Genomic DNA, 26,728 nt, shown 5'->3' with positions numbered 1-26,728 from the left:
GGCCGTCACCGAGGCGTCGGGCACCTCGATGGACTCCCGGTTCTGGGCGGCCGTGCAGCAGGAGGACCTCGCCGAGCTCGCTCGGACGCTCGACGTTCCCGCGGACGAGTCCCTGGAGGCCGTGCTCCCGGCGCTGTCCTCCTGGTACCGGGGCAGTCAGCGGCAGGCCGACATCGACGACAAGCGTTACGGCGTCACCTGGCAGACACTCGACCCGGCCACACCGGCGAAGCTCACCGGAACCTGGGTCGTCGTGTCCGTCGTGTCCTCCATGGCCGAGCACCCCTGGGTGCAGGGCGCACTCGACGCCCTCGCCCGCGCCGGTGCGACGGTGCGTCACCTGCGCCTCGACGAAGCCGACACCGATCGGGCCGTGCTCGCGGGCAAGCTTCGGGAGCTGCTCGCCGACGGGGCCGAACCCAGCGGCGTGTTGTCGTTGCTCGCGTTCGACGAGCGGGGCCACTCGGAACACCCGGCGGCACCGGTCGGCCTCGCGTTGACGGTGGCCCTGGTGCAGGCGCTCGGTGACGTGGACGTGCGGGCCCTGTTGTGGTGTGCCAGCGACGGTGCGGTGTCGGTGGCGCCGACGGAGGCGCCGCGGAACCCCGGTCAGGCGCAGGTGTGGGGCTTCGGCCGGGTCGTCGGACTCGAACACCCCGAGCGCTGGGGTGGTTTGGTCGACCTGCCCGCCACCGTGGAAGAGCGGTATCAGGCCGGCTTGGCGAATGCGGTCGGCAACGCGGCCGAGGAGGACCAACTCGCCGTGCGGGGCCGGATCCCGCTCGTGCGTCGTCTGGTCCGGACCCCGTTGCGCGACGCGGCCCCCGTGCGTTCGTGGCGGCCCGAGGGCACGGTGCTCGTCACCGGCGGTACCGGAGCGTTGGGCTCGCATGTCGCGCGGTGGGTCGCGCGTGAGGGCGCCGAGCACGTGCTCATCACGAGCCGGCGGGGCATGGACGCTCCGGGCGCCGCGGAACTCCGCGACGAGCTCACACAGCTCGGCAGCCGTGTGACGATCGCGGCCTGCGACGTCGCCGACCGCGACTCGCTCGCGGCGCTGCTCGCCGAACATCCCGTCACCGCCGTGTTCCACGTCGCCGCGGTCCTGGACGACAGCCTGATCGACTCGCTCACCGTCGAGCAGATCCACCGGGTGGCCGGGGTCAAGGTCGGCGGGACGCTGAACCTGCACGAGCTGACCGCGGACATGCCGCTGTCGGCGTTCGTCGTGTTCTCGTCGTTCGCCGGCACCACGGGAGGCCCCGGGCAGGGCAACTACGCGCCGGGTAACGCGTTCCTCGACGCGTTCGCCCAGCAGCGGCGTGCCCACGGGCTGCCGGCGACCTCGCTCGCGTGGGGGCCCTGGGCGGGCGGCGGCATGGCCGAGGGGGACGGTGGTGAGCTGTCCCGCCGCCACGGGCTGAAGGACGTCAGTCCCGAGCTGTCGCTGGAGATCATGAAGCAGGCGCTCGACCACGACGAGACGTTCGTGACCGTCGCCGAGATCGACTGGGAACGGTTCTTCCTCGCGTTCACCTCGTCGCGAGCCCGGCCGTTCCTGTACGGCGTGGACGACGTGCAACGGATGCTGGCCTCCGGCGCGGCGGGCGACATGGTCGGAGCGACGTCGTCGGCGAAGGCGGCCGTCGACTCGCCCACGGAACTCGGTTCGCGGCTCGCGCAGCTGTCCGAGGCGGAGCAGGAACGCGAGCTCGTCAAGATCGTGCGCGACCAGGTCGCGACGGTGCTCGGGCACACCGACGCCGACCGGATCGACGTGAAGGCGGCGTTCAAGGACCTCGGCTTCGACTCGGTGACCGCAGTGGAACTGCGTAACCGGTTGAACTCGGTGACCGGCCTGAAGCTGCCCGCGACACTGATCTTCGACTTCCCGTCCGCGGCCTCGTTGGTCGCGCACCTGCGTACGGAGCTGGTCGGCGAACAGGAGGTCGCCACCGCCACACCGACGACCACGACGCCCGTGGACGAGCCCATCGCCATCGTCGCGATGAGCTGCCGCTACCCCGGTGACGTCGAGAGTCCCGAGGACCTGTGGCGGATGCTGGTCAACGGCGAGGAGGGCATCACCGACTTCCCGGCCAACCGCGGCTGGGACGTCGACGCCCTGTACGACCCGGACCCGGCGGCGGAAGGCAAGACCTACACCCGCAAGGGAGGGTTCCTGCACCGGGCGGGCGAGTTCGATCCCGGGTTCTTCGGGATCTCGCCGCGTGAGGCGTTGGCGATGGATCCGCAGCAGCGGTTGCTGTTGGAGACGTCGTGGGAGGCGTTCGAGCGCGCGGGCATCGACCCGCTGTCGCTCGCGGGCAGCCCGTCCGGCGTCTTTTTCGGACTGTCGTATCAGGACTACGCCGATCAGTTGAACCAGGCTCCCGACAGCGTGTACGTGGGCGTGGGCAACACGGCGAGCGTCGCGTCGGGCCGGGTGGCGTATTCGCTGGGCCTGGAGGGCCCGGCGGTGACGATCGACACCGCGTGCTCGTCGTCGCTGGTGGCGATGCATCTGGCGGTGCAGTCGCTGCGGCGGGGTGAGTGCAGTCTGGCGTTGGCCGGTGGCGCGGTGGTGATGGCGTCGCCGGACATGTTCGTGGAGTTCTCGCGTCAGCGGGGGCTCGCGGTGGACGGCCGGTGCAAGGCGTTCTCCGCCGACGCCGACGGCTTCGGCTCGGCCGAGGGTGTGGGCATCGTCCTCCTGGAGCGGCTGTCCGACGCCCAACGCAACAAGCGCAACATCCTCGCGGTCGTGCGTGGTTCGGCGATGAACCAGGACGGTGCCTCGAACGGCCTGACCGCGCCCAACGGCCCGTCGCAGCAGCGCGTCATCCGCGCCGCGCTGGCCGACGCGGGTGTCACGCCGTCCGAGGTGGATGCTGTGGAGGCGCACGGCACCGGCACCACCCTGGGTGACCCGATCGAGGCGCAGGCACTCCAGGCCACCTACGGCAGGGATCGCGAGCGATCGTTGTGGCTGGGGTCGGTGAAGTCGAACCTCGGCCACACCCAGGCGGCGTCCGGTGTCGCGGGCGTGATGAAGATGGTGCTCGCGATGCGCCACGGTGTGGTGCCGGCGACGCTGCACGTCAGTGAGCCGTCGCCGCACATCGACTGGTCCGCCGGCGCGGTGGAGCTGGCGACGGAGGCCATCGAATGGCCGGACACCGGTCGACCTCGGCGCGCGGGCGTGTCGTCGTTCGGCATCAGTGGCACGAACGCACACGTCATCCTGGAGCAGGCTCCCGAGCCCGAGCCGGTCGAGGTGACACCGCGTCCGGTGGTGCCGTGGGTGATCTCGGCGAAGTCGGAGTCGGCGCTGCGTGAGTTGGCCGAGAGGGTCGCCGAGTACGGGGCTGATCGGGCTGCCGGTGATGTGGCGGTGGGTCTGGCCGGTCGCTCGGTGTTCGATCACCGGGCCGTGGTCGTGGGGGAGGACCCGGTCGCGCTGATGTCGGGCATCGCTCGGGGCGAGAGTCCGGCCGGTGTGGTGCACGATGTGGCGTCGCCGGTGGACCGTGTGGTGTTCGTGTTCCCCGGGCAGGGTTCGCAGTGGGTCGGCATGGCCGCCCGATTGCTTGATGAGAGCCAGGTCTTCGCCGAGCGGATGGCCGAGTGTGCTGAGGCGCTGGCGCCGTTCGTCGATTGGGATGTGTTCGACGTTCTCGGTGATGAGGTTGCGCTGGCTCGGGTTGATGTGGTGCAGCCGGTGTTGTGGGCGATCAACGTGTCGTTGGCCGCGGTGTGGGAATCGTTGGGTGTGGTTCCTGGTGCGGTGGTGGGGCATTCGCAGGGTGAGATCGCCGCGGCGGTCGTCGCGGGTGGCTTGAGCCTGGGTGATGGTGCGCGGGTGGTGGCGTTGCGCAGTCAGGTCATCGCCGCCCGGTTGGCGGGTGCGGGTGGCATGTTGTCCGTGGCCGCCCCGCTGGATCAGGTGACCTCTCGCCTGGTCGATGGGGTGTCTGTTGCGGCGGTGAACGGTCCGAACGCGGTCGTGCTGTCCGGAAACCCCGAGGCGCTCGTCGAGGTGCAGTCCGGGTTCGAGGCCGAGGGTGTTCGGGCGCGGATGGTCGCGGTGGACTACGCGTCGCATTCGGAGCATGTGGAGGCGATCGAGGCCGAGCTCGCGGACCTGCTCGCCCCGGTCGAGCCGCAGTCGGGTCGGATCCCGTTCTATTCGACCGTCGATTCCGCGTGGTTGGACACCACTGAGCTCACGGGCCGGTACTGGTATCGGAATCTGCGGCAGACGGTGGAGTTCGCTCCGGCTGTCGAGCACCTGGCTGCCGAGGGGCGGCAGGCCTTCATCGAGGTCAGTGCGCATCCGGTGTTGACGATGGCGATCCAGGACACCGTCGAACACACCGACCAGCCTGCCGCTGTCGTGGGCACGCTGCGTCGCGACGAGGGCGATCTCCGTCGTCTGCTGACCTCGGCTGCGGAGGCGTTCTGCGCCGGAGTCGACGTCGACTGGAAGATCGTCACCGCGGGCGCGGGCAGCACACCGTTCGATCTGCCGACCTACCCCTTCCAACACCAGCGCTACTGGCCGGACGAGCCGGGCAAGGTCGGCGACGTCGAGTCGGTCGGGCTCAGCTCCACGGACCACCCGTTGCTCGGTGCGGCCGTCGAGATGGCGGAGGGCGAGGGACTCGTCTTCACCGGCAAGCTCTCGCTGCACAGCCATCCCTGGTTGGCCGACCACGCCGTCTCGGGCGTGCCCCTGCTGCCCGGCACCGCGTATCTCGAACTCGCGATCTGGGCGGGCGACCAGGTCGGGTGCAGCCATCTCGAGGAACTCGCGATGGAGACCCCGCTGGTGCTGCCCGACAGCGGTGGCGTGCAGCTGCAGTTGGTGGTCGCCGAACCCGGTGACGGGGGACGACGCGCCGTGCGGCTGTACTCCCGGGCCGGCGAGGGCGACTGGGTGCGCCACGCGGCGGGCACGCTCGCTCCGGCCGCACCCGAGGCCGCGACCGACCTCACCAGTTGGCCGCCGCCCGGTGCGGAGCCGGTCGACGTCGACGGCTTCTACGCCGGGCTCGCCGAGCAGGGTTACGACTACGGCCCGGCGTTCCAGGGCATGCGGGCGGCGTGGCGACGCGGCGACGAGGTCTTCGCCGAGGTCGCCCTGCCGGAAGGGCAGCGGTCCACCGCGGACCGGTACGGCCTGCACCCGGCTCTGCTGGACGCGGCGATGCAGACCACCGAACTCGGTGGCTTCGACGACGACGGCCAGGCTCGATTGCCCTTGGTCTGGACCGGTGTGACACTGCACGCCTCCGGCGCCGCCACGTTGCGGGTCCGGGTGAGCTCGGCCGGGCCGGACGCGGTGACCGTCGACGTGGCGGACCAGTCCGGTATCGCGGTGGCCACGATCGAGTCGTTGGTGGCGAGGCCGATCAGCGCGGATCACCTCGCCGCGGCACGGCCCGGTGCCGAGTCGCTGTACCGGTTGACCTGGGTGCCTCGCGAGGTCGGCGGGAATGCCGCGGAACTCGTGCTGGTCGGCGACGATTTCGTCGACCTCGGGATCACGCGGTACCCCGACGTGGCGAAGCTCGCCGAGGGAGGCGCCACCCCCGACGTGGTGCTCGTGAGCGTCCCGGACGGTGAGGACGACAGCGAGGAACCGACGTCCGCGGTCCGTGCGGCGGCCAACCGGGTGCTGCGGCTGGTGCAGGAGTGGCTGGCCGACGACCGGTTCGGTGACTCCCGCCTCGGCGTCGTCGTGCGTGGCGCCCTGGCCGTGTCGGACGGTGACGTGCCTGTCCTCGGACAGTCGGCGGTCACGGGCTTGATCCGCTCGGCCTGCTCCGAGAACCCCGACCGGCTCGTGCTCGTGCACATCGACGACGACCCGGCGTCGGTGACGGCATTGCCGCACGCGCTCGCCACGGGCGAGCCGGAGATCGCGCTGCGGCGTGGCGAGGTGTTCGCGCCGAGGCTGGCCACGGCCGGCCCGGTCGAGCACGAGCCGGTGACCCTCGATCCCGACGGCACGGTGTTGATCACGGGCGGCACCGGGACTCTGGGCCGGATGCTGTCGCGTCACCTCGTCGACCGGCACGGCGTCCGCCACCTGCTGCTGGCCAGCAGGCGGGGACCCGACGCGCCGGGAGCCGAAGCGCTGAGAACGGAACTCGCCGAGCTCGGTGCCGACGTCACGATCGTCAGCGCCGACGTCTCCGACCGCCGCGCGGTCGCCGAGCTGCTGGAGCGCGTCCCCGATGCGCACCCGTTGACGGCCGTGGTGCACACCGCCGCGGTGCTCGACGATGGGCTCGTCACGTCGTTCACCCCGGAACGGGTCGACACGACCCTGCGGCCGAAGGCGGACGCCGCACTGCACCTGCACGAGCTGACCCGGGACCGCGACCTGGCGGCGTTCGTCCTGTTCTCGTCGGGCGCGGCCGTGTACGGCAGCAAGGGGCAGGCCAACTACGCCGCGGCCAACTCGGTGCTCGACGCGCTCGCCCAGTACCGCCGGGCGAACGGGCTGCCCGCGATCTCGCTGAACTGGGGTTTCTGGGCGACCGCCAGCGAGATGACCGGCACGCTCGGCGAGGCGGACCTGGAGCGCATCGCCAGGGACGGCGGTATCGCGATCTCCGACGAGCAGGGCCTGGCGCTGTTCGACGAGGCGTTGCGGCGCAACGACCCCGTTCTCGTTCCGTCGCCGATGGACCTCGACGTACTGCGGGACCAGGCGCGGGACGGCACGCTGCCGGCGTTGCTGAGCGGGTTGGTCCGAGCACCCGCCCAGCGCAGGAGGGTGAGCACCACCTCGCCGACCGACGGCGGGGGACGCGAGCGGTCCGCGCTGCTCGACCGGCTGGCCGGGCTCGACGACAAGGGCCGCAACGCTGTGCTCCTCGACGTCGTGACAGGCCACGTGGCCGCGGTGCTGGGGCACCAGAGCGCGGCCGCCGTGGACCCGCGACGCGGTTTCCTGGAGATGGGCTTCGACTCGTTGACCGGGATCGAGCTGCGGAACCGGCTCAACGCCGCGACCGGTCAGCGCCTGCCCGCCACGTTGATCTTCGACTACCCCGCGCCCGAAGCGGTCGCCACGTACCTCGCGGAGGCCCTGGCGTCCGCTGCGGGGACGGGCGAGGCAGCGCACTCGGTGTTCTCAGCGACCTCAGCGCAGTCGCTGAGCAGCAAGCTCGACAGCCTCGATCAGGAGCTGGCGGTGATGACGCTGGACGACGACGTCCGCGCCGAGCTGGCCGAGCGACTGGCCGAGCTCGCGACCAGGTACGGCGGAACAGTGCCGAAGGGGGGAATCGCCGAGAAGATCGACGCCGCGTCCGACGACGAAATCTTCGACTTCATCGACAACGAGTTGAAGCCGTGACCTCTGGTTCGCGTGGGTGACGACGAGGTCCACCGAGAAGGAAGCAGACGGCATGACATCTCCGGAAACGAGATCGCGGACGCGGTTACGGCCGCTCGCGGTGATAACAGCCGTGCTGGTCGTGGGGGCGACCATGCTGACCGGTGCGCTCGGTATGGCGACTCCCGGACAGGTGCGTACGAACGACGAGTCGGTTCTCTACCCCCCACGTGACGACGTCGAGGGCGCGGGCGTCGAGGCAGCCGCGGTCCCGGAGGGATTCCGCGACGAGACGGCCATCTCGGGGCTCACCGAGCCCACCGTGGCGGCCTTCGCACCCGACGGCACGACCTTCGTCGGCGACAAAGACGGTGTGATCCGGGTGTGGGACGACGTGGACTCCGACACCTCACGGGTCTTCGCCGACCTGAGCACCGAGGTGTTCAACGGCTGGGACCGTGGCCTGCTCGGCCTCGCGGTGCACCCGGAGTTCCCGGAGAAGCCGCACGTCTACGCCTTCTACACTCGCGACGCCCCACCCGGGCAGACCGCGCCGGTGTGGAACGACCAGTGTCCGTCCCCGCCCGGGTACACCGAGGACGGGTGCGTGGTCACCAACCGGCTCGTCAAGTTGACGATGGGCGAGGACGGTGTCGCGCAGGCTCCGGAGACACTGGTCGACGGCTGGTGTCAGCAGTATCCGAGTCACAGCGCGGACACCCTGGCGTTCGGCCCCGACGGCGCGCTGTACGCCAGCGCCGGTGAGGGCGCGAGCTTCAACTTCGCCGACTACGGCCAGCAGGGCAACCCGTGCGCCGACCCGCCGGGCGACGCCGGGACCGACCTCACGATCCCGGACGCCCGTGGCGGTTCGCTGCGCGCTCAGTCGCCGCGTCGCCCCGACGGTGAGCCGGCGGTGCTGAACGGCAGCGTCATCCGCATCGACCCCGACACCGGCGAGGGCGTGGCCGGCAACCCGTACGCGGACAGCGCCGACGAGAACAAGCGACGCATCCTGGCGTACGGCTTCCGCAACCCGTTCCGCTTCGTCGTCCACCCCGAGAGCAACGAGGTGTGGGTCGGCGACGTCGGTGAGGCGCGGGCCGACGAGATCAACCGGTTCGTGCCGGATTCCACGGAGGCCCCGAACTTCGGTTGGCCGTGCTTCGAGGGCGCGGAGCCGCACCCGAGCTGGCAGGCCACCGGGCTGACGATGTGCGACACGCTCTACGCGGAGGGCAGCGACCGCAAGCCCGTGCTCCAGTACACCAGCGGCGAGAAGGTGTCGCCGGACGACACGTGCCCGAACACCGGCGGCGCTTCGCTGTCCGGGTTCGCGTTCGCCGACGGGGAGACGCTGCCCGAGCCCTACCGTGGTGCGCTGTTCTTCAGCGACAGCACGCGCGGCTGCATCTGGGTGATGGGCAAGGACGCCGACGGCGCGCCGAACCCCGCCGACGTGACGACGTTCGCCCAGGGACTGTCGGTGCCGGTGCAGCTGGAGTTCGGCCCGGACGGCGCCCTGTACTACGTGTCGCTCGACACCGGCGAGCTGCGTCGCATCGTGCACGACGACGACCCGAACACCGAGCCCGAGGCCGTGATCAAGGCCAAGCCCACGGAGGGGAAGTCGCCGCTGCTGGTGATGTTCGACGGCCGCGGTTCGAGCGACCCCGACGGCGACCGGCTCCGCTACGAGTGGGATCTCGACGGCGACGGTGAGTTCGACGACGGCAGGCTGCCCATCGCGTTCTGGATCTACCCGGAGAAGGAGTTCGTGCGGCCCGCGTTGAAGGTCACCGACCCCGGCGGCAAGAGTTCGATCGCCAGGGTCGACGTGGTGGTCGACAACGCACCGGCTCCGGAACCGACACCGGTGATCGACACCCCGGACACGGATCTCCGATGGCACGTGGGCCAGAAGGTGTCCTTCTCCGGCGGTGCCACGGACGCCAAGGACGGCACGCTGCCCGAGTCGGCGCTGACCTGGAAGCTGACCATGCGGCACTGCGCCCACGACGGTCACTGCCACAGCCACGACATCGAGACCTTCACGGGCTCGTCCGGTGAGTTCATCGCACCCGACCACCCGTACCCGTCGCACCTCGAACTGACGCTGAGCGCCCGGGACTCCGACGGCAACGTGGGAACCAAGACCATCGAGTTGCAGCCCAAGACCGTCGACCTGACGTTCAAGTCCGATCCCGAGGGCATCGGGGTGACGGTCGGCAACTACGGCGTGGTCACCGACTCGACCATCAGGGTCATCGTCGGCAGCTCCCTCTCGGTCAGCGCGGCCGCCCGGATCGAGATCCCGCCGTACGTGCTGGTGTTCGACCGGTGGGAGGACGGTGCCGGTGCCAGCCGGATCATCGACGCCCCGGAGGAACCCACGACCTACACGGTCTACTACACGATCGAATGATCGCGTCGTCGTGACGGACGTGGCCTCTCGGTGTCTTCCGACCGGGAGGCCATGTCGGCCATGTCCGTCCGTCTCGACCGAGCTAGGGGACGGCTAGGGGTGTTGCCCCACACCGGCCGGAAATATTCTCAGCCTGAATTGTGCGGCAAGTGCGCGTTCATTTGTCCTGCCATTTTCCTCGCATTGTGGCGGCGAATGGTCTGCGGTACTCGGCGGCTGTGCGGGTGCGTCGTGAAGAGGTGTGCATCGGGTGAGCAATGAGCAGAAGCTTCGGGACTACCTCAAGCGTGTGACGACCGACCTGGCGCAGACCCGGGAACGGTTGTCGGCGGCCGAGGCGGCGAGTACGGAGCCGATCGCCATCGTCGGGATGGCCTGCCGCTTTCCCGGTGGTGTCAGGTCCGCCGAGGACCTGTGGGAGCTGGTCCGCGACGGCGGTGACGCCATCACACCGTTCCCCACCGACCGGGGCTGGGACCTGGACGAGCTGTACGACGCGAACCCGGACGAGCCCGGCACCAGCTATGTCCGGGAAGGCGGATTCCTGCCCGACATGGCGGAATTCGACGCGGAGTTCTTCGGCATCTCACCCCGGGAAGCTCTCGCGATGGACCCGCAGCAGCGACTGCTGCTCGAAGTGTCGTGGGAGGCACTCGAACGGGCCGGTATCGTGCCCGACACCGTGCGGGGAAGCCGCACCGGGGTGTTCTCCGGTGTCGCGTACTTCGATTACTTGAATCGTTTCGCCGACGGGGAGGTTCCGTCCGACCTGGAAGCGTTCGTCGGCAACGGCAACGTCGGCAGCATGGCCAGCGGTCGCATCGCGTACACGCTCGGCCTCGAAGGTCCCACGCTCACCGTGGACACGGCGTGCTCGTCGTCCCTGGTGACACTGCACCTCGCCGTGCAGGCGCTGCGCTCCGGCGAGTGCGACATGGCGCTGGCGGGCGGTGTCACGGTGATGCCGAGCCCGTCCACGTTCCAGGACTTCAGCAGGCAGCGCGGCCTGGCCGGTGACGCCAGGGTGAAGGCCTTCGGCGATGGTGCGGACGGCACCATCATGAGCGAGGGCGTGGGCATGCTCGTGGTGGAGCGCCTGTCCGACGCCGAGCGGAACGGTCACCGGGTGCTCGCGGTCGTGCGCGGCAGTGCGGTCAACTCCGACGGCGCGAGCAGTGGGCTCACCGCTCCCAACGGCCCGTCGCAACAGCGCGTGATCCGGGCGGCATTGGCCAACGCGCGACTGCAGGCGTCCGATGTGGACGTCGTGGAGGCGCACGGCACGGGTACGTCGCTGGGTGACCCGATCGAGGCGCAGGCGTTGATCTCGACCTACGGCCAGGATCGCGACCGGCCGTTGTGGTTGGGGTCGGTGAAGTCGAACATCGGTCACACGCAGGCCGCCGCGGGTGTGGCGGGTGTAATCAAGATGGTCCTGGCGATGCGGCACGGTGTGTTGCCGAAGACGTTGCACGTCGATCAGCCGTCGTCGCATGTGGACTGGTTGGCCGGCGCGGTCGAGGTGCTCACCGAGGCCCGACCCTGGCCGGAGACCGACACGCCGAGGCGGGCGGGTGTCTCGTCGTTCGGCATGAGCGGGACGAACGCGCACGTCGTCCTCGAACAGGCGCCGCGGCGAGACGGCGCCGAGGCGGAGCGCCGGGTGCCGTCGCTCGTGCCCTGGGTGCTCGCCGCGAAGACCGAGGCCGCGCTGAAGGCGCAGGCCGCCGCCGTGCGCGAGGTCGGCGACGCCGACGTGGCCGACGTGGCGTTCTCGCTGGTGACGACGCGAGCGGCATTGGATCACCGCGCCGTGGTGTTGGGCGAGAGCCGGGACGCTCTGGTGTCGGCTCTGGAGGCGTTGGCCCAGGGCCGCGCGTCGGCTGATGTGATCACCGGGTCGGTGGTGCGGGGCAAGACGGCGTTCCTGTTCACCGGGCAGGGTGCCCAGCGGGTCGGTATGGGCCGTGAGCTGTATGCCGAGTTCCCCGTCTTCGCCGAGGCTTTTGACGCGGCATGTGGGCTGCTGAACCCGCGGTTGCGTGAGGTCATCGAGAGCGATGCGGAGGAGCTGAACCAGACCGAGTTCGCCCAAGCCGCTCTGTTCGCGGTCGAGGTCGCGCTGTTCCGGCTCCTCGAATCGTGGGGTGTGCGCCCCGATTTCCTGATGGGGCACTCGATCGGTGAGATCGCCGCAGCTCATGTTGCCGACGTGCTGTCGCTGGAAGACGCGTGTGCTCTGGTGGCCGCTCGTGGGCGTCTGATGCAGGCTCTGCCCGCTGGTGGGGCGATGGTCGCCATCGAGGGCACCGAGGCAGAGTTCCAGCCCACCGAGGAGTGGGGCATCGCTGCGATCAACGGCCCGAACTCCGTGGTGATCTCTGGTGTCGAAGCTGCGGTTCTCGCGGTGGCGGAGGAGTTCGCAGCGCGGGGTCGTAAGACGAAGCGGCTCAGCGTCAGTCATGCGTTCCATTCGCCGTTGATGGAGCCGATGCTCGCCGAGTTCCGTGAGATCCTCGGCGGTCTGACGTTCACGGCTCCGCAGATTCCGGTCGTGTCGAACCTGACCGGCGAGCTGTCGACCGACCTGGCCTCGCCGGAGTATTGGGTCTCGCATGTGCGGGAGGCGGTGCGTTTCGCCGACGGCGTCAGCACCCTCGCTGCACAGGGTGTGACGAACTTCGTCGAGCTCGGTCCCGACGGTGTGCTCTCGGGGATGGCGCAGCAGTCGGTGTCCGACGGCCTGTTCGTGCCGGTGCTGCGGGGCGACCGGCCCGAGGTGCGCACCGCGCTGAGTGCCCTGGCCGCGATGCACTGCCGTGGCGTCACTGTCGACTGGACGGCCCTTGTGCAGGGAGACCGCGTCGACCTGCCCACCTACGCCTTCCAGCACGAACGCTTCTGGTACGACGCCCCGAAGACCGCCGGGAAGTCCGCGGCGACCGGGCTGGGGCTCTCGGCGACCGGCCACCCGTTGCTCGGCGCGGCCATCGAGTTGGCCACCGACGACGAGACCGTGCTCACCGGCAGGTTGTCGGTGAGCACCCACCCGTGGCTGGCCGGGCACGCGGTCAACGGCCAGGTGCTCCTGCCGGGCACGGCGTTCGTGGAACTCGCCGTGCAGGCCGGCGACCGCGTGGGGTGCCCGCAGCTCGACGAGCTGATCATCGAGGCTCCGCTCGTCCTCCCGGACAGCGGTGGCGTGCGCCTGCAGGTGACGATCGGCGCCCGGGACGAGCGCGGCCGCCGCGAACTCGGCGTGTACTCGCGTCCCGAGGACGACCTCGACGGGCCGTGGACCCGGCATGCCGCGGGGACGCTGAACGCGGCCGTCCGGACGACGGCCGACCGTCTCGCGCAGTGGCCGCCCTCGGGGGCCGAGCGGGTGGAGATCGGCGACTTCTACGCCGACGCCGAACGGCAGGGCTTCGCCTACGGTCCGGTGTTCCAGGGCATCCGTGCGGTCTGGCGCCGGGACGACGAGGTCTTCGCCGAGATCGAGTTGCCCGCCGACGCTCACGCGGACGCCGCGCGCTTCGCCGTCCACCCCGCGCTGCTCGACGCCGCGTTGCAGACACTGGCCTTCGGCGACCTGGTCGACGGTGGTGCGGCGGGCAAGCTGCCGTTCGCGTGGAGCGACGTCGCCGTGCACGCGGTCCACGCCACCTCCGCGCGGGTGCGCATCGGGCCCGCGGGCTCGGACGCGGTGTCGGTGCTGGTCGCCGACGGTGTGGGGCAACCGGTCGTGGACATCGCGTCGTTGACGCTGCGCGCGCCGAGTGGGCAGCAGGCCGCCGACCCGCACCGCGACGTGTTGTTCCGGGTGGACTGGCAACCGGTGCCCACCACGGCCGGTGAGGTCGCGGCGCTCGTGTTCGGCAGAGACTTCACCGACTTCACCGACTTCACCGACCTGGCCGAGGCACCCGAGTACGTGGTGGTCCGGCACGAGGCCGACGCCGACCTCACCTCCGCGCTCGACCGGATGCTGGGGCTCGTCCAGGCCTGGTCGGCGAACGACGCGCTGTCGGAGACGACGTTCGCGCTCGTCACCCGTGGTGCGGTGGCGGTGGGCGACGACCGGGCACCCGACCCGGTGGCGGCCGCGGTGTGGGGTCTGTTGCGGTCGGTTCGGGAGGAGAACCCCGGCCGGGTCGTGCAGATCGACGTCGTCGACGACACCGAGTCGCTGGGCGCCGCGCTGGCGAGCGGCGAACCCGAGATCGCCGTGCGCGACGGGGAACTGTTCGCGCCCCGCCTGGTGCGGCCGGAGGCGACTCTGGTCCCGCCCACGGGTCCGTGGCGACTCGAAAGCGCTCACAAGTCGACGCTCGCGAACCTCGAACTGCTTCCGTGCCCCGAGGTCCTCGAACCGCTGGCACCCACCGAGGTCCGGGTCTCGGTGCGGGCCGCGGGGCTCAACTTCCGCGACGTCCTCAACGCACTCGGCATGTATCCGGGGGACGCCGGGTTGATCGGCGTCGAGGGCGCGGGAGTGGTCGTCGAGGTCGGCTCCGAGGTCACCGACCTCGCCGTCGGCGACCGGGTACTCGGCCTCCTGCCGGGCGGGTTCGGCCCCATCGCGGTCACCGACGCCCGCACGGTCGCTCCCATCCCGGACGGCTGGACTTTCACCGAGGCCGCTTCGGTGCCCGTGGTGTTCCTGACCGCGTACTACGCCCTGCGCGACCTCGCCGACATCCAGGCCGGGGAGTCGCTGCTGGTCCACGCCGCCGCCGGTGGTGTCGGCATGGCGGCGGTCCAGCTCGCCCGGCACTGGGGTGTCGAGGTCTTCGGGACGGCGAGCAAGGGCAAGCAGGACGTGCTGCGCGAGCTCGGCCTCTCCGACGACCACATCGCTTCCTCCCGCGATCTCTCCTTCGCCGACCGGTTCCTCGACGGCACCGGCGGGCGCGGCGTCGACGTGGTGTTGAACGCGTTGGCCCACGACTTCGTGGACGCGTCGTTGCGCCTGCGCCCCCGTCGGTTCCTGGAGATGGGCAAGACCGACATCCGCACTCCGGAGGAGGTCGCGGCCCAGTACGACGGCGTGAGCTACCACGCCTTCGACCTCGGTGACGCGGGCCCGCAGCGGATCGGGGAGATGCTGCGCGAGATCCTCGACCTGTTCGCCGAGGGCGCGCTGGCCTTCCTGCCGACGCGGGCCTGGGACGTGCGCCGTGGCCCCGAGGCGTTCCGTTTCGTCTCCCAGGCCAAGCACGTCGGCAAGGTCGTGCTCACCGTGCCGCGACCGCTGGACCCCGAGGGCGCGGTGCTGATCACGGGTGGCACCGGAACGCTCGGCGGCTTGGTCGCACGCCACCTCGTCACCGAGCACGGCGCGCGGGAGCTCGTACTGGTGAGCCGGCGCGGCGAGGCTCCCGACCTCGAAGCCGAACTCACCGAGCTCGGCGCACGCGTGCGCGTCGTGGCGTGCGACGTCGCCGACCGGGAGCAGCTCGACGCGCTCCTCGCCACGATCCCGCGACTCACGGCCGTGGTGCACGCCGCCGGGGTGCTCGACGACGGTGTCGTCACCGCCCTCGACCGCGACCGGCTCGCCCGCGTGCTCCGGCCGAAGGCCGAGGCCGCACAGGTGTTGCACGAGCTGACGAAGCACCGCGACCTCGCGCAGTTCGTGCTGTTCTCGTCCGGTGCGGGCGTGTTCGGCAGCCCCGGGCAGGGCAACTACGCGGCCGCCAACGCCTTCCTCGACGGCCTGGCCGAACTGCGGCGTGCCGAGGGCCTGCCCGCGGTGTCCCTGGCCTGGGGACTGTGGGCGCAGGCCAGCGGCATGACCGCAGGGCTGGCCGAAGCCGACCTCGCGCGCATGGCGCGCAGCGGCAGCGGCGCCCTGTCCACCGAGCAGGGGCTCGCGCTGTTCGACCACGGGCGGACGAGTCCCCACGCGACTCTGGTGCCCGCGCCCCTCCAGCCGGCGAAGCTGCGCGCGGAGGCGCAGGCGGGGACGCTGCCCGCACTCCTGCGTGGCCTGGTGCACGCGAGTGTGCGGCGCACCGCCGCGGCCGCCGTGCAGGACAACGACTTCGCGCGGCGGATGGCCGCGCTGTCCGACGCCGACCGGGAGCACGCGCTCGTCGAGCTGGTCCGTGCCGAGGCTGCGATCGTGCTGGCGCACGACTCGGCCGAGCGTGTTCCCGCCGACCGCGCGTTCAAGGACCTCGGGTTCGACTCCCTCACCGCGATCGAGCTGCGGAACCGGATCAGTGCGGCCACCGGCGTGACGCTTCCGGCGACCCTGGTCTTCGACTACCCCAACCCGCTCGTACTGGGCGGGTACCTGTCCGAGCGGCTGGCCGGCAGCTCCTCAGGCACCGCCGCTCCGGCCGTGACCGCGCCCGCGGGGCGGACCGACGAGCCGATCGCCATCGTCGGCATGGCCTGCCGCCTCCCCGGCGGAGTCACCAACCCGGACGAGTTCTGGACCATGCTCGTCGGGGAGAACGACGGCATCGGCCCCATCCCGTCCGACCGGGGCTGGGACGTCGAGCGCCTCTACGATGCCGACCCCGACAAGGCCGGCACCATGTACACCACCGAGGGCGGTTTCGTCGACGGCGCCGCCGACTTCGACGCCGGCTTCTTCGGTATCTCGCCGCGCGAGGCGCTGGCGATCGACCCGCAGCAGCGACTGCTGCTGGAGACGTCGTGGGAGGCGCTGGAGCACGCGGGCATCGACCCGCTGTCGCTGCGCGGCTCGTCGACCGGCGTGTTCGCGGGTGCCGGCGGCACCGACTACGCGAACCTGCTGAAGAACGCGCCCGCCGAGACGGAGATGCACGTGCTCACCGGCACCGCGGGCGCCGTCGTCTCCGGCCGCATCTCCTACGTGTTCGGCCTCGAAGGCCCCGCGGTCACGGTCGACACCGCCTGCTCGTCGTCGCTGGTCGCGCTGCATCTCGCCGTGCAGGCGCTGCGCCAGGGCGAGTGCGATCTGGCGCTCGCCGGCGGGGTGACGGTGATGGCGACACCGGCGACCTTCATCGAGTTCAGCAGGCAGCGCGGGTTGGCGCGCGACGGTCGGTGCAAGCCGTTCGCCGATGCCGCCGACGGCACCGGCTGGGGTGAAGGCGCCGGGATGCTCCTGGTGGAGCGGCTGTCGGACGCGCAGCGCAAGGGGCACCGGGTGCTGGCCGTGGTGCGGGGTTCGGCGGTGAACCAGGACGGCGCCTCCAACGGCCTGACCGCGCCGAACGGCCCGTCGCAGCAGCGCGTCATCAGGGCTGCGCTCGCCAGTGCCGGTCTCCAGCACTCCGAGGTGGACGCGGTCGAGGCGCACGGCACGGGCACGGCACTGGGTGACCCGATCGAGGCGCAGGCGCTGCTGGCGACCTACGGCCAGGAGCGGGAGCGGCCGCTCTGGCTGGGGTCGGTGAAGTCGAACATCGGCCACACGCAAGCCGCCGCGGGCGTGGCAGGTGTGATCAAGATGGTCCTGGCGATGCGCCACGGCGTGTTGCCCAAGACCCTGCACATCGACGAGCCGTCGTCGCATGTGGACTGGTCGTCCGGCGCGGTCGAACTGCTGACCCAGACCACGGCATGGCCGGAGGTCGACCGCCCGTGGCGGGCGGCGGTGTCGTCGTTCGGCATTTCCGGCACGAACGCGCACACGATCATCGAGCAGGCTCCCGCGCAGGAGACCGGCACGCCGGTCCGGTCGGTGCCGTCGGTGGTGCCGTGGGTGCTGTCGGCGAAGTCGAGCGCGGCGTTGCGGGGCCAGGCCACCGCTCTTCGCGACGTGACGGGCGACCCGGCCGATGTGGCGTTCTCCCTGGCCACGATGCGGGCGGCGTTGGACCACCGGGCCGTGGTGCTCGGCGACCTCGACGCGGGGCTCGCCGCGCTGGCCGACGGGACACCGTCGCCGGACGTGATCACCGATGTCGTCACGCCGGGGAAGACGGCGTTCCTGTTCACCGGCCAAGGCGCGCAGCGGATCGGTATGGGGCGTGAGCTGTATGCCGAGTTCCCGGTGTTCGCTCAAGCCTTCGATGCGGCGTGTGCGCTGTTGCATCCGCGTTTGCGTGAGGTGATCGAGGGTGACGAGCAAGAGCTGAATCAGACGGAGTTCGCGCAGGCTGCGTTGTTCGCGGTCGAGGTGGCGTTGTTCCGGCTGCTGGAGTCGTGGGGTGTGCGCCCCGATTTCCTGATGGGGCATTCGATCGGTGAGATCGCTGCCGCGCACGTGGCTGGTGTGCTGTCGTTGCAGGACGCGTGCACGCTCGTCGCGGCTCGTGGGCGTCTGATGCAGGCGTTGCCCAATGGTGGGGCGATGGTGGCCATCGAGGCCACGGAGGAGGAGTTCCAGCCCACCGAGGAGTGGGGCATCGCTGCGATCAACGGACCCAACTCGGTCGTCATTTCGGGTGTTGAGTCGGCTGTGCTTGCGGTGGCGGAGGAGTTCTCTGCTCGGGGTCGTAAGACGAAGCGGCTTAGCGTCAGTCATGCGTTCCATTCGCCGTTGATGGAGCCGATGCTGGACGAGTTCCGCGAGGTCCTTGGCGGGCTTGTGTTCCAGCAGCCGCGGATTCCGGTGGTGTCGAACCTGACCGGCGAGCTGTCGAATGATCTGGCTTCGCCGGAGTATTGGGTGTCGCATGTGCGTCAGGCGGTGCGTTTCGCTGATGGCGTCGTCACTCTCGCTGCGCAGGGTGTGACGAACTTCGTCGAGCTCGGTCCTGACGGTGTGTTGTCGGGGATGGCGCAGCAGTCGGTGTCCGAGGGCTTGTTCGTTCCGGTGCTGCGGGGTGACCGTCCCGAGGTGCGCACGGCGATCGGCGCGTTGGCCGCAATGCACTGCCGTGGTGTTGCCGTCGACTGGACCACGCTGGTCCAGGGCGCCCGGATAGACCTGCCCACCTACGCCTTCCAGCACGAACGCTTCTGGCCCCGGGGCGTCGCCACGGCGCAGGGCGATCTGACGGCGGCGGGTCTCGGCGCGGCCGATCACCCGCTGTTCGGTGCGGCCGTCGAGATGGCCGACGGTGGCCTCGTGCTCACGGGTCGGCTGTCGCTCGCCACGCACGGGTGGCTCGCCGACCACGTGGTGCACGGCAACGCGCTGCTGCCTGGCACGGCCTTCGTCGAACTGGCGTTGCAGGCCGGGCGGAGGGCGGGCTGCGAACGGCTGACCGAACTGACGCTCGCCGCCCCGCTCGTGCTCCCGGAGAGCGGTGCGGTGCAACTCCAGGTGGTTCTGGGTCCCGTCGACGACAGCGGTGGACGCGACATCACGATCCACTCGCGTCGCGAGCGCGACGATCTGCCGGAGGAGTGGACACAGCACGCGACCGGTGCCCTCACGAGCGGCCCCGCGTCGGTCGACGGCGACCTCACGGCGTGGCCGCCCGAGGGTGCCGAGGCCATCGACGTCACCGAGTTCTACGGCGGCACTGCGGAGGGCCTGGAGTACGGGCCCGCGTTCCAGGGTCTGCGCGCCGCATGGCGGCTCGGTGACGACGTCTACACCGAGGTGGAGCTGCCGGAGGAGGAGCACGCCGAAGCGGAGCGGTGTGGGCTGCACCCGGCGCTGCTCGACGCGGCACTGCACGGGATCGGGCTCGGCGACTTCGTCTCCGACGCCGAGGCCGGCTCACTGCCGTTCTCGTGGTCCGGTGTCACGATCGTCGCCGCCGGTGCACTCAGGGTGCGGGTCCGGCTGACGTCGGTCGGCACCGATGCGGTGTCGGTGTTCGTCGCCGACAGCGAGGGCGCACCGGTCGCCAGTGTCGACTCTCTGTTGCTGCGGGCCGCCAAGGCACAGCCGGTGCGGCGGGACGAGATCGCGCCCAACTCGCTGTGGGCGCTGGACTGGACACCGTTGCCCACGCAGGGCCTCGACGACGCGCCGATCACCGTGTTCGAGGCCGCCGGTTCCGATCCGGTCGGCGTGGTGTCGACCGTCCTCGACAGGGTGCAGGACTGGCTCGCCGACTCGTCCGACGGCGATGCCCGTCTGGTGGTCGTGACGCGGGGTGCCGTGGCCGTCGAGCCCGGTGAGCCGGTGCGCGATGTTCCTGCCGCGGGTGTGTGGGGCTTGGTGCGGTCGGTGCAGGCCGAGCACCCGGACCGGGTCGTGATCGTGGACGTCGACGACGATCCGCGCTCGACCGATCTGCTGGGTGCCGTGGCCGCCTCGGGTGAGCCGCAGGCCGTCGTGCGTGGTGGCGAGGTGTTCGTGGCGCGGCTGGGTCGCGCGTCGACGCAGCTCGTGGCGCCCGAGGCGCCGACATGGCGGTTGGACAGCGTGGGCAAGGGGACGCTGTCGAACCTGTCGCTGATCGAGTACCCCGACGCCGAAGAACCGTTGGGCCCGTGCGACGTGCGCATCGCGGTGCGGGCCGCCGGTGTGAACTTCCGGGACGTGCTCAACGCGTTGGGGATGTACCCGGGTGACGCGGGGCTCATGGGCATGGAAGGCGCCGGCGTGGTGCTGGAGGTCGGTTCCGAGGTCGGCGACCTCGCGCCGGGCGACCGCGTGATGGGCCTGATCTCCGCCTCCTTCGGGCCGGTGGCGATGGCCGACTCCCGCATGGTCACGCGGATGCCCGACGACTGGTCCTTCACCGACGCGGCCACGCTCCCCCTGGTGTTCCTGACCGCGTTCTACGCGCTGCGGGACATGGCCGACGTGCAGGCCGGTGAGTCGGTGCTGATCCACGCCGCTGCCGGTGGTGTGGGCATGGCGGCCGTGCAGCTGGCGAAGCACTGGGGCCTGGAGGTGTTCGGTACCGCGAGCCCGGCCAAGTGGGACGCGGTCGGACTGCCCGACGAGCACCTGGCGTCGTCGCGTGATCTCGGTTTCGAGGAGAAGTTCCTGGCCGCGACCGAAGGCCGTGGTGTGGATGTCGTGCTCGACGCGTTGTCGGGCGACTTCGTGGATGCGTCGTTGCGGTTGTTGCCGCGTGGCGGTCGGTTCGTGGAGATGGGCAAGACCGACGTCCGCGACCCCGAGCAGGTCGCGACGGAGTACCCGGGTGTGCGGTACCGCTCCTTCGATCTGATCGAGGCCGGTCCGGACCGGGTCGCCGAGATGTGGGCGGAGCTGTCCCGGCTGATCGCGCTCGGAGCGGTCCGGCCGTTGCCGGTGCGGGTCTGGGACGTGCGCCAGGCGGTGGAGGCGTTCCGGTTCATGTCGCAGGCCAAGCATGTCGGCAAGGTCGTCTTGTCGCTGCCGCAGCCGCTGAACCCCGACGGCACGGTCCTGATCACCGGGGGTACGGGCAGCCTGGGTGGGCTGGTGGCGCGCCGGTTGGTCGAGCAGGGCGCTCGGCGTCTGGTGTTGTTGAGTCGTCGTGGTGTGGCTTCGCCGGAGCTGCTGGAGGCGTTGGCTCCGGCCGAGGTCTCCGTGGTCGCCTGTGACGCCGCTGACCGGGAAGCGTTGGCCGGGGTGATCGCCGGTATCGAGACGTTGACCGCGGTCGTTCACACCGCGGGTGTGCTGGATGACGGTGTGGTCGAGTCGATGACCGCGCAGCGGATCGAGACCGTGATGGCGCCGAAGGCGCTGGCCGCGTGGAATCTCCACGAGCTGACCCGGGACCACGATGTGGCGGAGTTCGTGTTGTTCTCCTCCGCCTCGGGGATCTTCGGCAACGCGGGCCAGGCCAACTATTCGGCCGCGAACACCTTCCTCGACGGTCTGGCCGCGCACCGCAGGGCCCAGGGCCTGCCGGGTTTGTCGTTGGCGTGGGGGTTGTGGGACCAGCAGGACGGCGGGATGGGCGCCGGACTCGCCGACACCGACAAGGCCAGGACCTCCCGGTCCGGCAGCAGCGCGCTGCGCCCGGACCAGGGCCTGGCGTTGTTCGAGGCGACCCGCAAACGTCCGGACGCCGTGCTCGTCCCGGCGCCTCTGGACCCGACCGCGCTGCGGGACGACACCGTGCCACCCCTGTTGCGGGCCCTGGCCCAGCGGTCCCTGCGACGCGCTGCGTCGCGGAAGGCGGGCGGCGACGGTTCGCTGGCGCACAAGCTGGCCGGACTGCCGGTGGCGGAGCAGGACAAGCAGCTCACCGACCTGGTGCGGGCCAATGCAGCCATCGTGCTCGGCTACGACTCGCCCGAGCGCATCGAGCCGCGCCAGGCCTTCAAGGACCTCGGCTTCGACTCGCTGACGTCGGTCGAGCTGCGCAACCGGCTCGCCGCCGCTGTCGGCACCAAGCTGCCTGCGACGCTGATCTTCGACTACCCGAACCCGGACGCGCTCGGAACGTACCTCCGTACCGAGCTGTCCGGCGGGGAGGACGAACCGGCTTCCGCTCCGCGGCAGACGACGGTCGTCGCGGACGACCCCATCGCGATCGTCGGCATGGCCTGCCGGTTCCCCGGAGGAGTGACCTCGCCGGAGGAGTTCTGGGAGCTGCTCGCGGGTGGGCGTGACGCGATCACGCAGTTCCCGGCCGAGCGCGGGTGGGACATCGCCGAGCTCTACCACCCCGATCCGGCGCACCAGGGCACGACCTACACCGTCGAGGGCGGTTTCCTGGAGCGCGCCACCGAGTTCGACGCGGCCTTCTTCGGCGTCTCGCCGCGGGAGGCGTTGGCGATGGACCCGCAGCAGCGGATCCTTCTGGAGACCGCGTGGGAGGCGTTCGAGCGCGCCGGGCTGGACGTGACGACGCTGAGGGGCAGCGCCACCGGCGTGTTCGCGGGAACGATGGGCCAGGACTACGCGAGCGTGCTGCAGAACGCCACGGCGGAGACCGAGGCGCACGCGCTCACGGGCAACGCGGCGTCCATCGTGTCGGGCCGCATCGCCTACAGCTTCGGGTTGGAGGGCCCCGCGGTCACGGTCGACACGGCGTGTTCGTCGTCGCTGGTCGCGCTGCACCTGGCGATTCAGGCGCTGCGCAACGGGGAGTGCGACCTCGCGCTGGCCGGTGGTGTCACGGTGATGTCCACGCCCGCCGCGTTCGTCGACTTCAGCAGGCAGCGCGGGCTGGCGAAGGACGGTCGGTGCAAGCCGTTCGCCGCGGGTGCCGACGGGACCAGTTGGGGCGAGGGCGCCGGTCTGCTCGTCGTGGAGCGGCTGTCGGACGCGCGCCGCAACGGCCACACGGTGCTGGCCCTCGTGCGCGGCAGCGCGATCAACCAGGACGGCGCGTCGAACGGCCTGACGGCGCCGAACGGCCCGTCGCAGCAGCGGGTCATCCGGCAGGCGCTGCGTGGAGCGGGACTGTCGCCGTCCGATGTGGACGTCGTCGAGGCGCACGGCACGGGGACCGCGTTGGGTGACCCGATCGAGGCCCAGGCATTGCTGGCGACCTACGGCCAGGATCGCGACCGGCCGTTGTGGCTGGGCTCGGTGAAGTCCAACATCGGTCACACCCAGGCCGCCGCGGGTGTCGCGGGCATCATCAAGATGGTCATGGCACTGCGCCACGGTGTGCTGCCGAAGACGTTGCACGTCGACGAGCCGTCGTCGCATGTGGACTGGTCGTCCGGTGCGGTGGAGCTGCTGACCGAGTCGAAGCCGTGGCTCACGTCGAACGGGCCTCGCCGGGCGGCGGTGTCGTCGTTCGGCATCAGCGGCACCAACGCGCACACGGTGATCGAGGAAGCCCCGGAGGAGGCACCCACGCCGGTCGAGGTCACCGAGCGGGCTCTGGTGCCGTGGGTGCTCTCCGGCAAGTCGGCCGACGCGGTGCGCGAGCAGGCCGCCAAGCTCCGTGCGCATGTCCTGGCCGACGCCGAGCTCGGCACCGTCGACGTCGGTTGGTCGCTGGCCACGGCGCGGGCCGCGCTGGAGCACCGCGCGGTCGTGCTCGCCGCCGACACCGCCGGCGCTGTCGCGGAGCTCGCCGCACTGGCCGACGGCACGTCGTCGGCGGGGGTCGTGCACGGCACCGTCGCGCAGGGCGAGCTGGCCTTCCTGTTCACGGGCCAGGGTGCGCAGCGGGTGGGCATGGGCCGGGAGTTGTATGGCGAGTTCCCGGTGTTCGCTCAAGCCTTCGATGCGGCGTGTGAGTTGCTGCATCCGCGTTTGCGTGAGGTGATCGAGGGCGATGCGGAGGAGCTGAATCAGACGGAGTTCGCTCAGGCCGCGTTGTTCGCCGTCGAGGTGGCGCTGTTCCGGCTCCTCGAATCGTGGGGTGTGCGCCCGGACTACGTGATGGGGCACTCGATCGGTGAGATCGCCGCCGCGCATGTTGCCGGTGTGTTGTCGCTGGAAGACGCGTGCACGCTGGTCGCGGCGCGGGGTCGTTTGATGCAGGCTCTGCCTGCTGGTGGGGCGATGGTCGCGATCGAGGCCACCGAGGACGAGTTCGACCCCACTGAGGAGTGGGGCATCGCCGCGATCAACGGCCCGAACTCGGTCGTCATCTCCGGCGTCGAGGCCGCGGTACTCGCCGTGGCGGAGGAGTTCGCCGCTCGCGGACGCAAGACCAAGCGGCTCAGCGTCAGCCACGCGTTCCATTCACCGTTGATGGAGCCGATGCTCGCCGACTTCGAGAAGGTGCTCCAGGAGCTGACCTTCCACGAGCCGCGGATTTCGATCGTGTCGAACGTGACCGGCGAGCCGGCCACCGAGAACCTCGCGTCGCCCGAGTACTGGGTGACGCACGTGCGGGAGGCGGTGCGGTTCGCCGACGGCGTCCGCACCCTGGTCGAGCGGGGCGTGACGAACGTCGTCGAACTCGGTCCGGACGGCGTGCTCACCGCGATGGCGCGGACCTGCGTGCCGGAGGATGCGGACATCGCCTTCGCGTCGGCTCTGCGCGGCGAACGTCCGGAGATCCAGGCGGTGCTGACCGCGCTCGGGACGCTGTGGACGCGCGGCACGGTGGTGGACTGGGCCGCCTTCTTCGGTCCGGCGAACCTCGTCGACCTGCCCACCTACGCCTTCCAGCGGCAGCGGTACTGGCTCGATGCCACGCCCTCGGACTCGCGGGCCGCTTACGCGAGGCAGGAGTCCGAGGCGGACGCGTTGTTCTGGGCGGCCGTCGAGCAGGAGGACCTCGACTCGTTGGCCGGCACGCTCGCGTTGGACGTCGACCGGCCGCTGCGGGACGTGCTCCCGGACCTGGCCGCATGGCGCCGCCGACAGCGCGACGAGGCCGCTCTCGACGACGCTCGCTACCAGGTCACGTGGCAGCCGGTGCCGGACAACCCGGCCGCGACCGTGACCGGGCGCTGGCTGCTGCTGGCGCCGGAGGACGCTGGGCTCGACGCGTTGACCACGGCGTTCGGCGATCGGGTCGACGTTCGGACCCTGCCCGACACGCCGGACCGGGCGATGTTCGCCGACCTCCCCGGCGACTACGAGGGTGTCGCGATCGTCGTGTCGGCGGGCGACCGCGGTGCGCGCGAGAGTCTCCTGGCCGCCCAGGCACTCGGAGACAGGGGCATCGACGCGCCGCTGTGGCTGCTGACCCGAGGTGCCGTCTCGGCCGGGCGCGGTGACCGGCCGACCGACCCGGTGCAGGCGCAGGTCTGGGGACTGGGCCGCGTGGTCGGGTTGGAACATCCGGAACGCTGGGGCGGCGTGCTCGACCTTCCCGACGTGGTCGACGAGCAGGCCGCGGCCAGGGTGCTGGGCGTGCTCGCCGGTGGCCGGGAGACCGAGGTCGCCGTGCGCCCCGACGGGGTGTACGCACGACGACTGGTCTCCTCGCCCCAGCGTGCCGGGACGGACTCCTGGTCGCCGACCGGGACGGTGCTCGTCACCGGAGGGACCGGCGCACTCGGCGGTGAGGTGGCCCGCTGGGCCGCCCGCGAGGGCGCGAAGCGCCTGGTACTCACCAGCCGTCGCGGCGCCGAGGCCCCGGGTGCGTCCGAGCTGGCCGACGAGTTGCGCGAGTTCGGCGTGGACGTCACCCTCGCCGCGTGCGATTTGGCCGACCGCGACGCGGTGGCCGCGCTCGTGAAGGACTGCGGCCCGGACCTGACAGCCGTCGTCCACGCCGCGGGCGTGTCGCAGTCGACGCCGCTGGCCGACACCACTCCGGAGGAGTTCGCGGCCGTCGTCGCGGGCAAGGTCGCCGGTGCGATGCACCTGCACGAACTGACCGCCGATCTCGACGCGTTCGTGGTCTTCTCGTCGATCGCCGGGGTCTGGGGAAGCGCGGGCCAAGTCGCGTACTCCGCGGCGAACGCGGCCCTGGACGCCCTGGTCGAACAACGCCGTGCGGACGGACTCCCGGGCACCGCGGTGGCGTGGGGACCGTGGGCCGGTGGCGGCATGGCCGCCGGGGACGGCGGCGCCCAACTGGCGCGGATGGGGCTGTCCGGACTCGCGCCGGAGCAGGCGATCGCCGCGCTGGCCCGGGCCGTCGGCTCCGGTGACGTGACGGTGACCGTGGCCGACGTGGACTGGAGCCGGTTCCTGCCGATCTTCACGGCCACCGGGTCGACGCCGCTGTTCACCGCCCTGGCGGAGGTCGACGCCGACCCGGCCGACCAGGAGGTGACCGACCGGAGGGCGGAACTGGCGGCCCTCGCGCCCGCGGACCGGCAGCGCACCGTGCTGGACCTGGTGCGCGCGGAGGCGGCGATCGTGCTGGGACTGCCCGACGCGAACGCTGTCGAACCGGCGCGGCCGTTCCGTGACCTCGGGATGGACTCGGTCACCTCGGTCGAACTCCGTGATCGCCTCGCCACGGTGTCGGGTGTGCGGTTGCCCGCGACGGCCGTGTTCGACCATCCGACGCCGGACGACCTCGTGGCCCACCTCATCGCCGAGATCACGGGCGACGACGCGGAGACCGGCGAGGAAACCGACGAGGACGCCCGACTTCGCCAGGCGCTCGCGGCGTTGTCGCCGACGACGCTGCGGGAAGCCGGGCTGGAGCACACCCTGCTGCAGTTGGCGGGCCTGCGCGTGGCGGAGGAGGAGTCGGCGGAGTCGGAGGAGGACCTCGACTCGATGGACCTCGACAGCCTGGTGCAGATCGCACTCGACGACAAGTCTTGACGGCCACAGTTCC

The 26,728-nt window shown here is 71.0% G+C and carries 3 protein-coding genes; all 3 read left to right on the top strand.

Going from position 1 to position 26,728, the window contains the following annotated elements:
* Positions 1 to 28 precede the first annotated feature (28 nt).
* The 3 genes from SACAZDRAFT_RS23760 to SACAZDRAFT_RS23755 all read left to right on the top strand — a co-directional run bounded on the left by SACAZDRAFT_RS23760 (position 29) and on the right by SACAZDRAFT_RS23755 (position 26,715).
* Positions 29 to 7,372 carry an SDR family NAD(P)-dependent oxidoreductase gene (locus tag SACAZDRAFT_RS23760; RefSeq protein ID WP_408638067.1) on the top strand — a complete coding sequence of 2,448 codons (7,344 nt, stop codon included), beginning with the start codon at positions 29 to 31 and terminating at the stop codon, positions 7,370 to 7,372.
* Between the two features lie 100 nt (positions 7,373 to 7,472).
* The gene (locus SACAZDRAFT_RS09965) at positions 7,473 to 9,776 is read left to right on the top strand and encodes a PQQ-dependent sugar dehydrogenase (RefSeq protein WP_232286399.1); all 2,304 of its coding nucleotides are present in this window, start codon (positions 7,473 to 7,475) and stop codon (positions 9,774 to 9,776) included.
* A 250-nt stretch (positions 9,777 to 10,026) separates the two neighbouring features.
* Positions 10,027 to 26,715, top strand: a complete 16,689-nt coding sequence (locus tag SACAZDRAFT_RS23755) for a type I polyketide synthase (RefSeq protein ID WP_005441174.1) — start codon at positions 10,027 to 10,029, stop codon at positions 26,713 to 26,715.
* The last annotated feature ends 13 nt before the right edge of the window (positions 26,716 to 26,728 follow it).

Origin of the sequence: Saccharomonospora azurea NA-128 (assembly GCF_000231055.2) — a bacterium.
Classification (GTDB): domain Bacteria; phylum Actinomycetota; class Actinomycetes; order Mycobacteriales; family Pseudonocardiaceae; genus Saccharomonospora; species Saccharomonospora azurea.
The sequence above is the reverse complement of the archived record's forward strand: the minus strand, read 5'-3'. Positions and strand labels throughout refer to the sequence as shown.

Bases quoted from the DNA above. Each gene is read 5' to 3' on its own strand.
- SACAZDRAFT_RS23760 (WP_408638067.1), top strand. From the start codon at position 29: ATGGACTCCCGGTTCTGGGCGGCCGTGCAGCAGGAGGACCTCGCCGAG.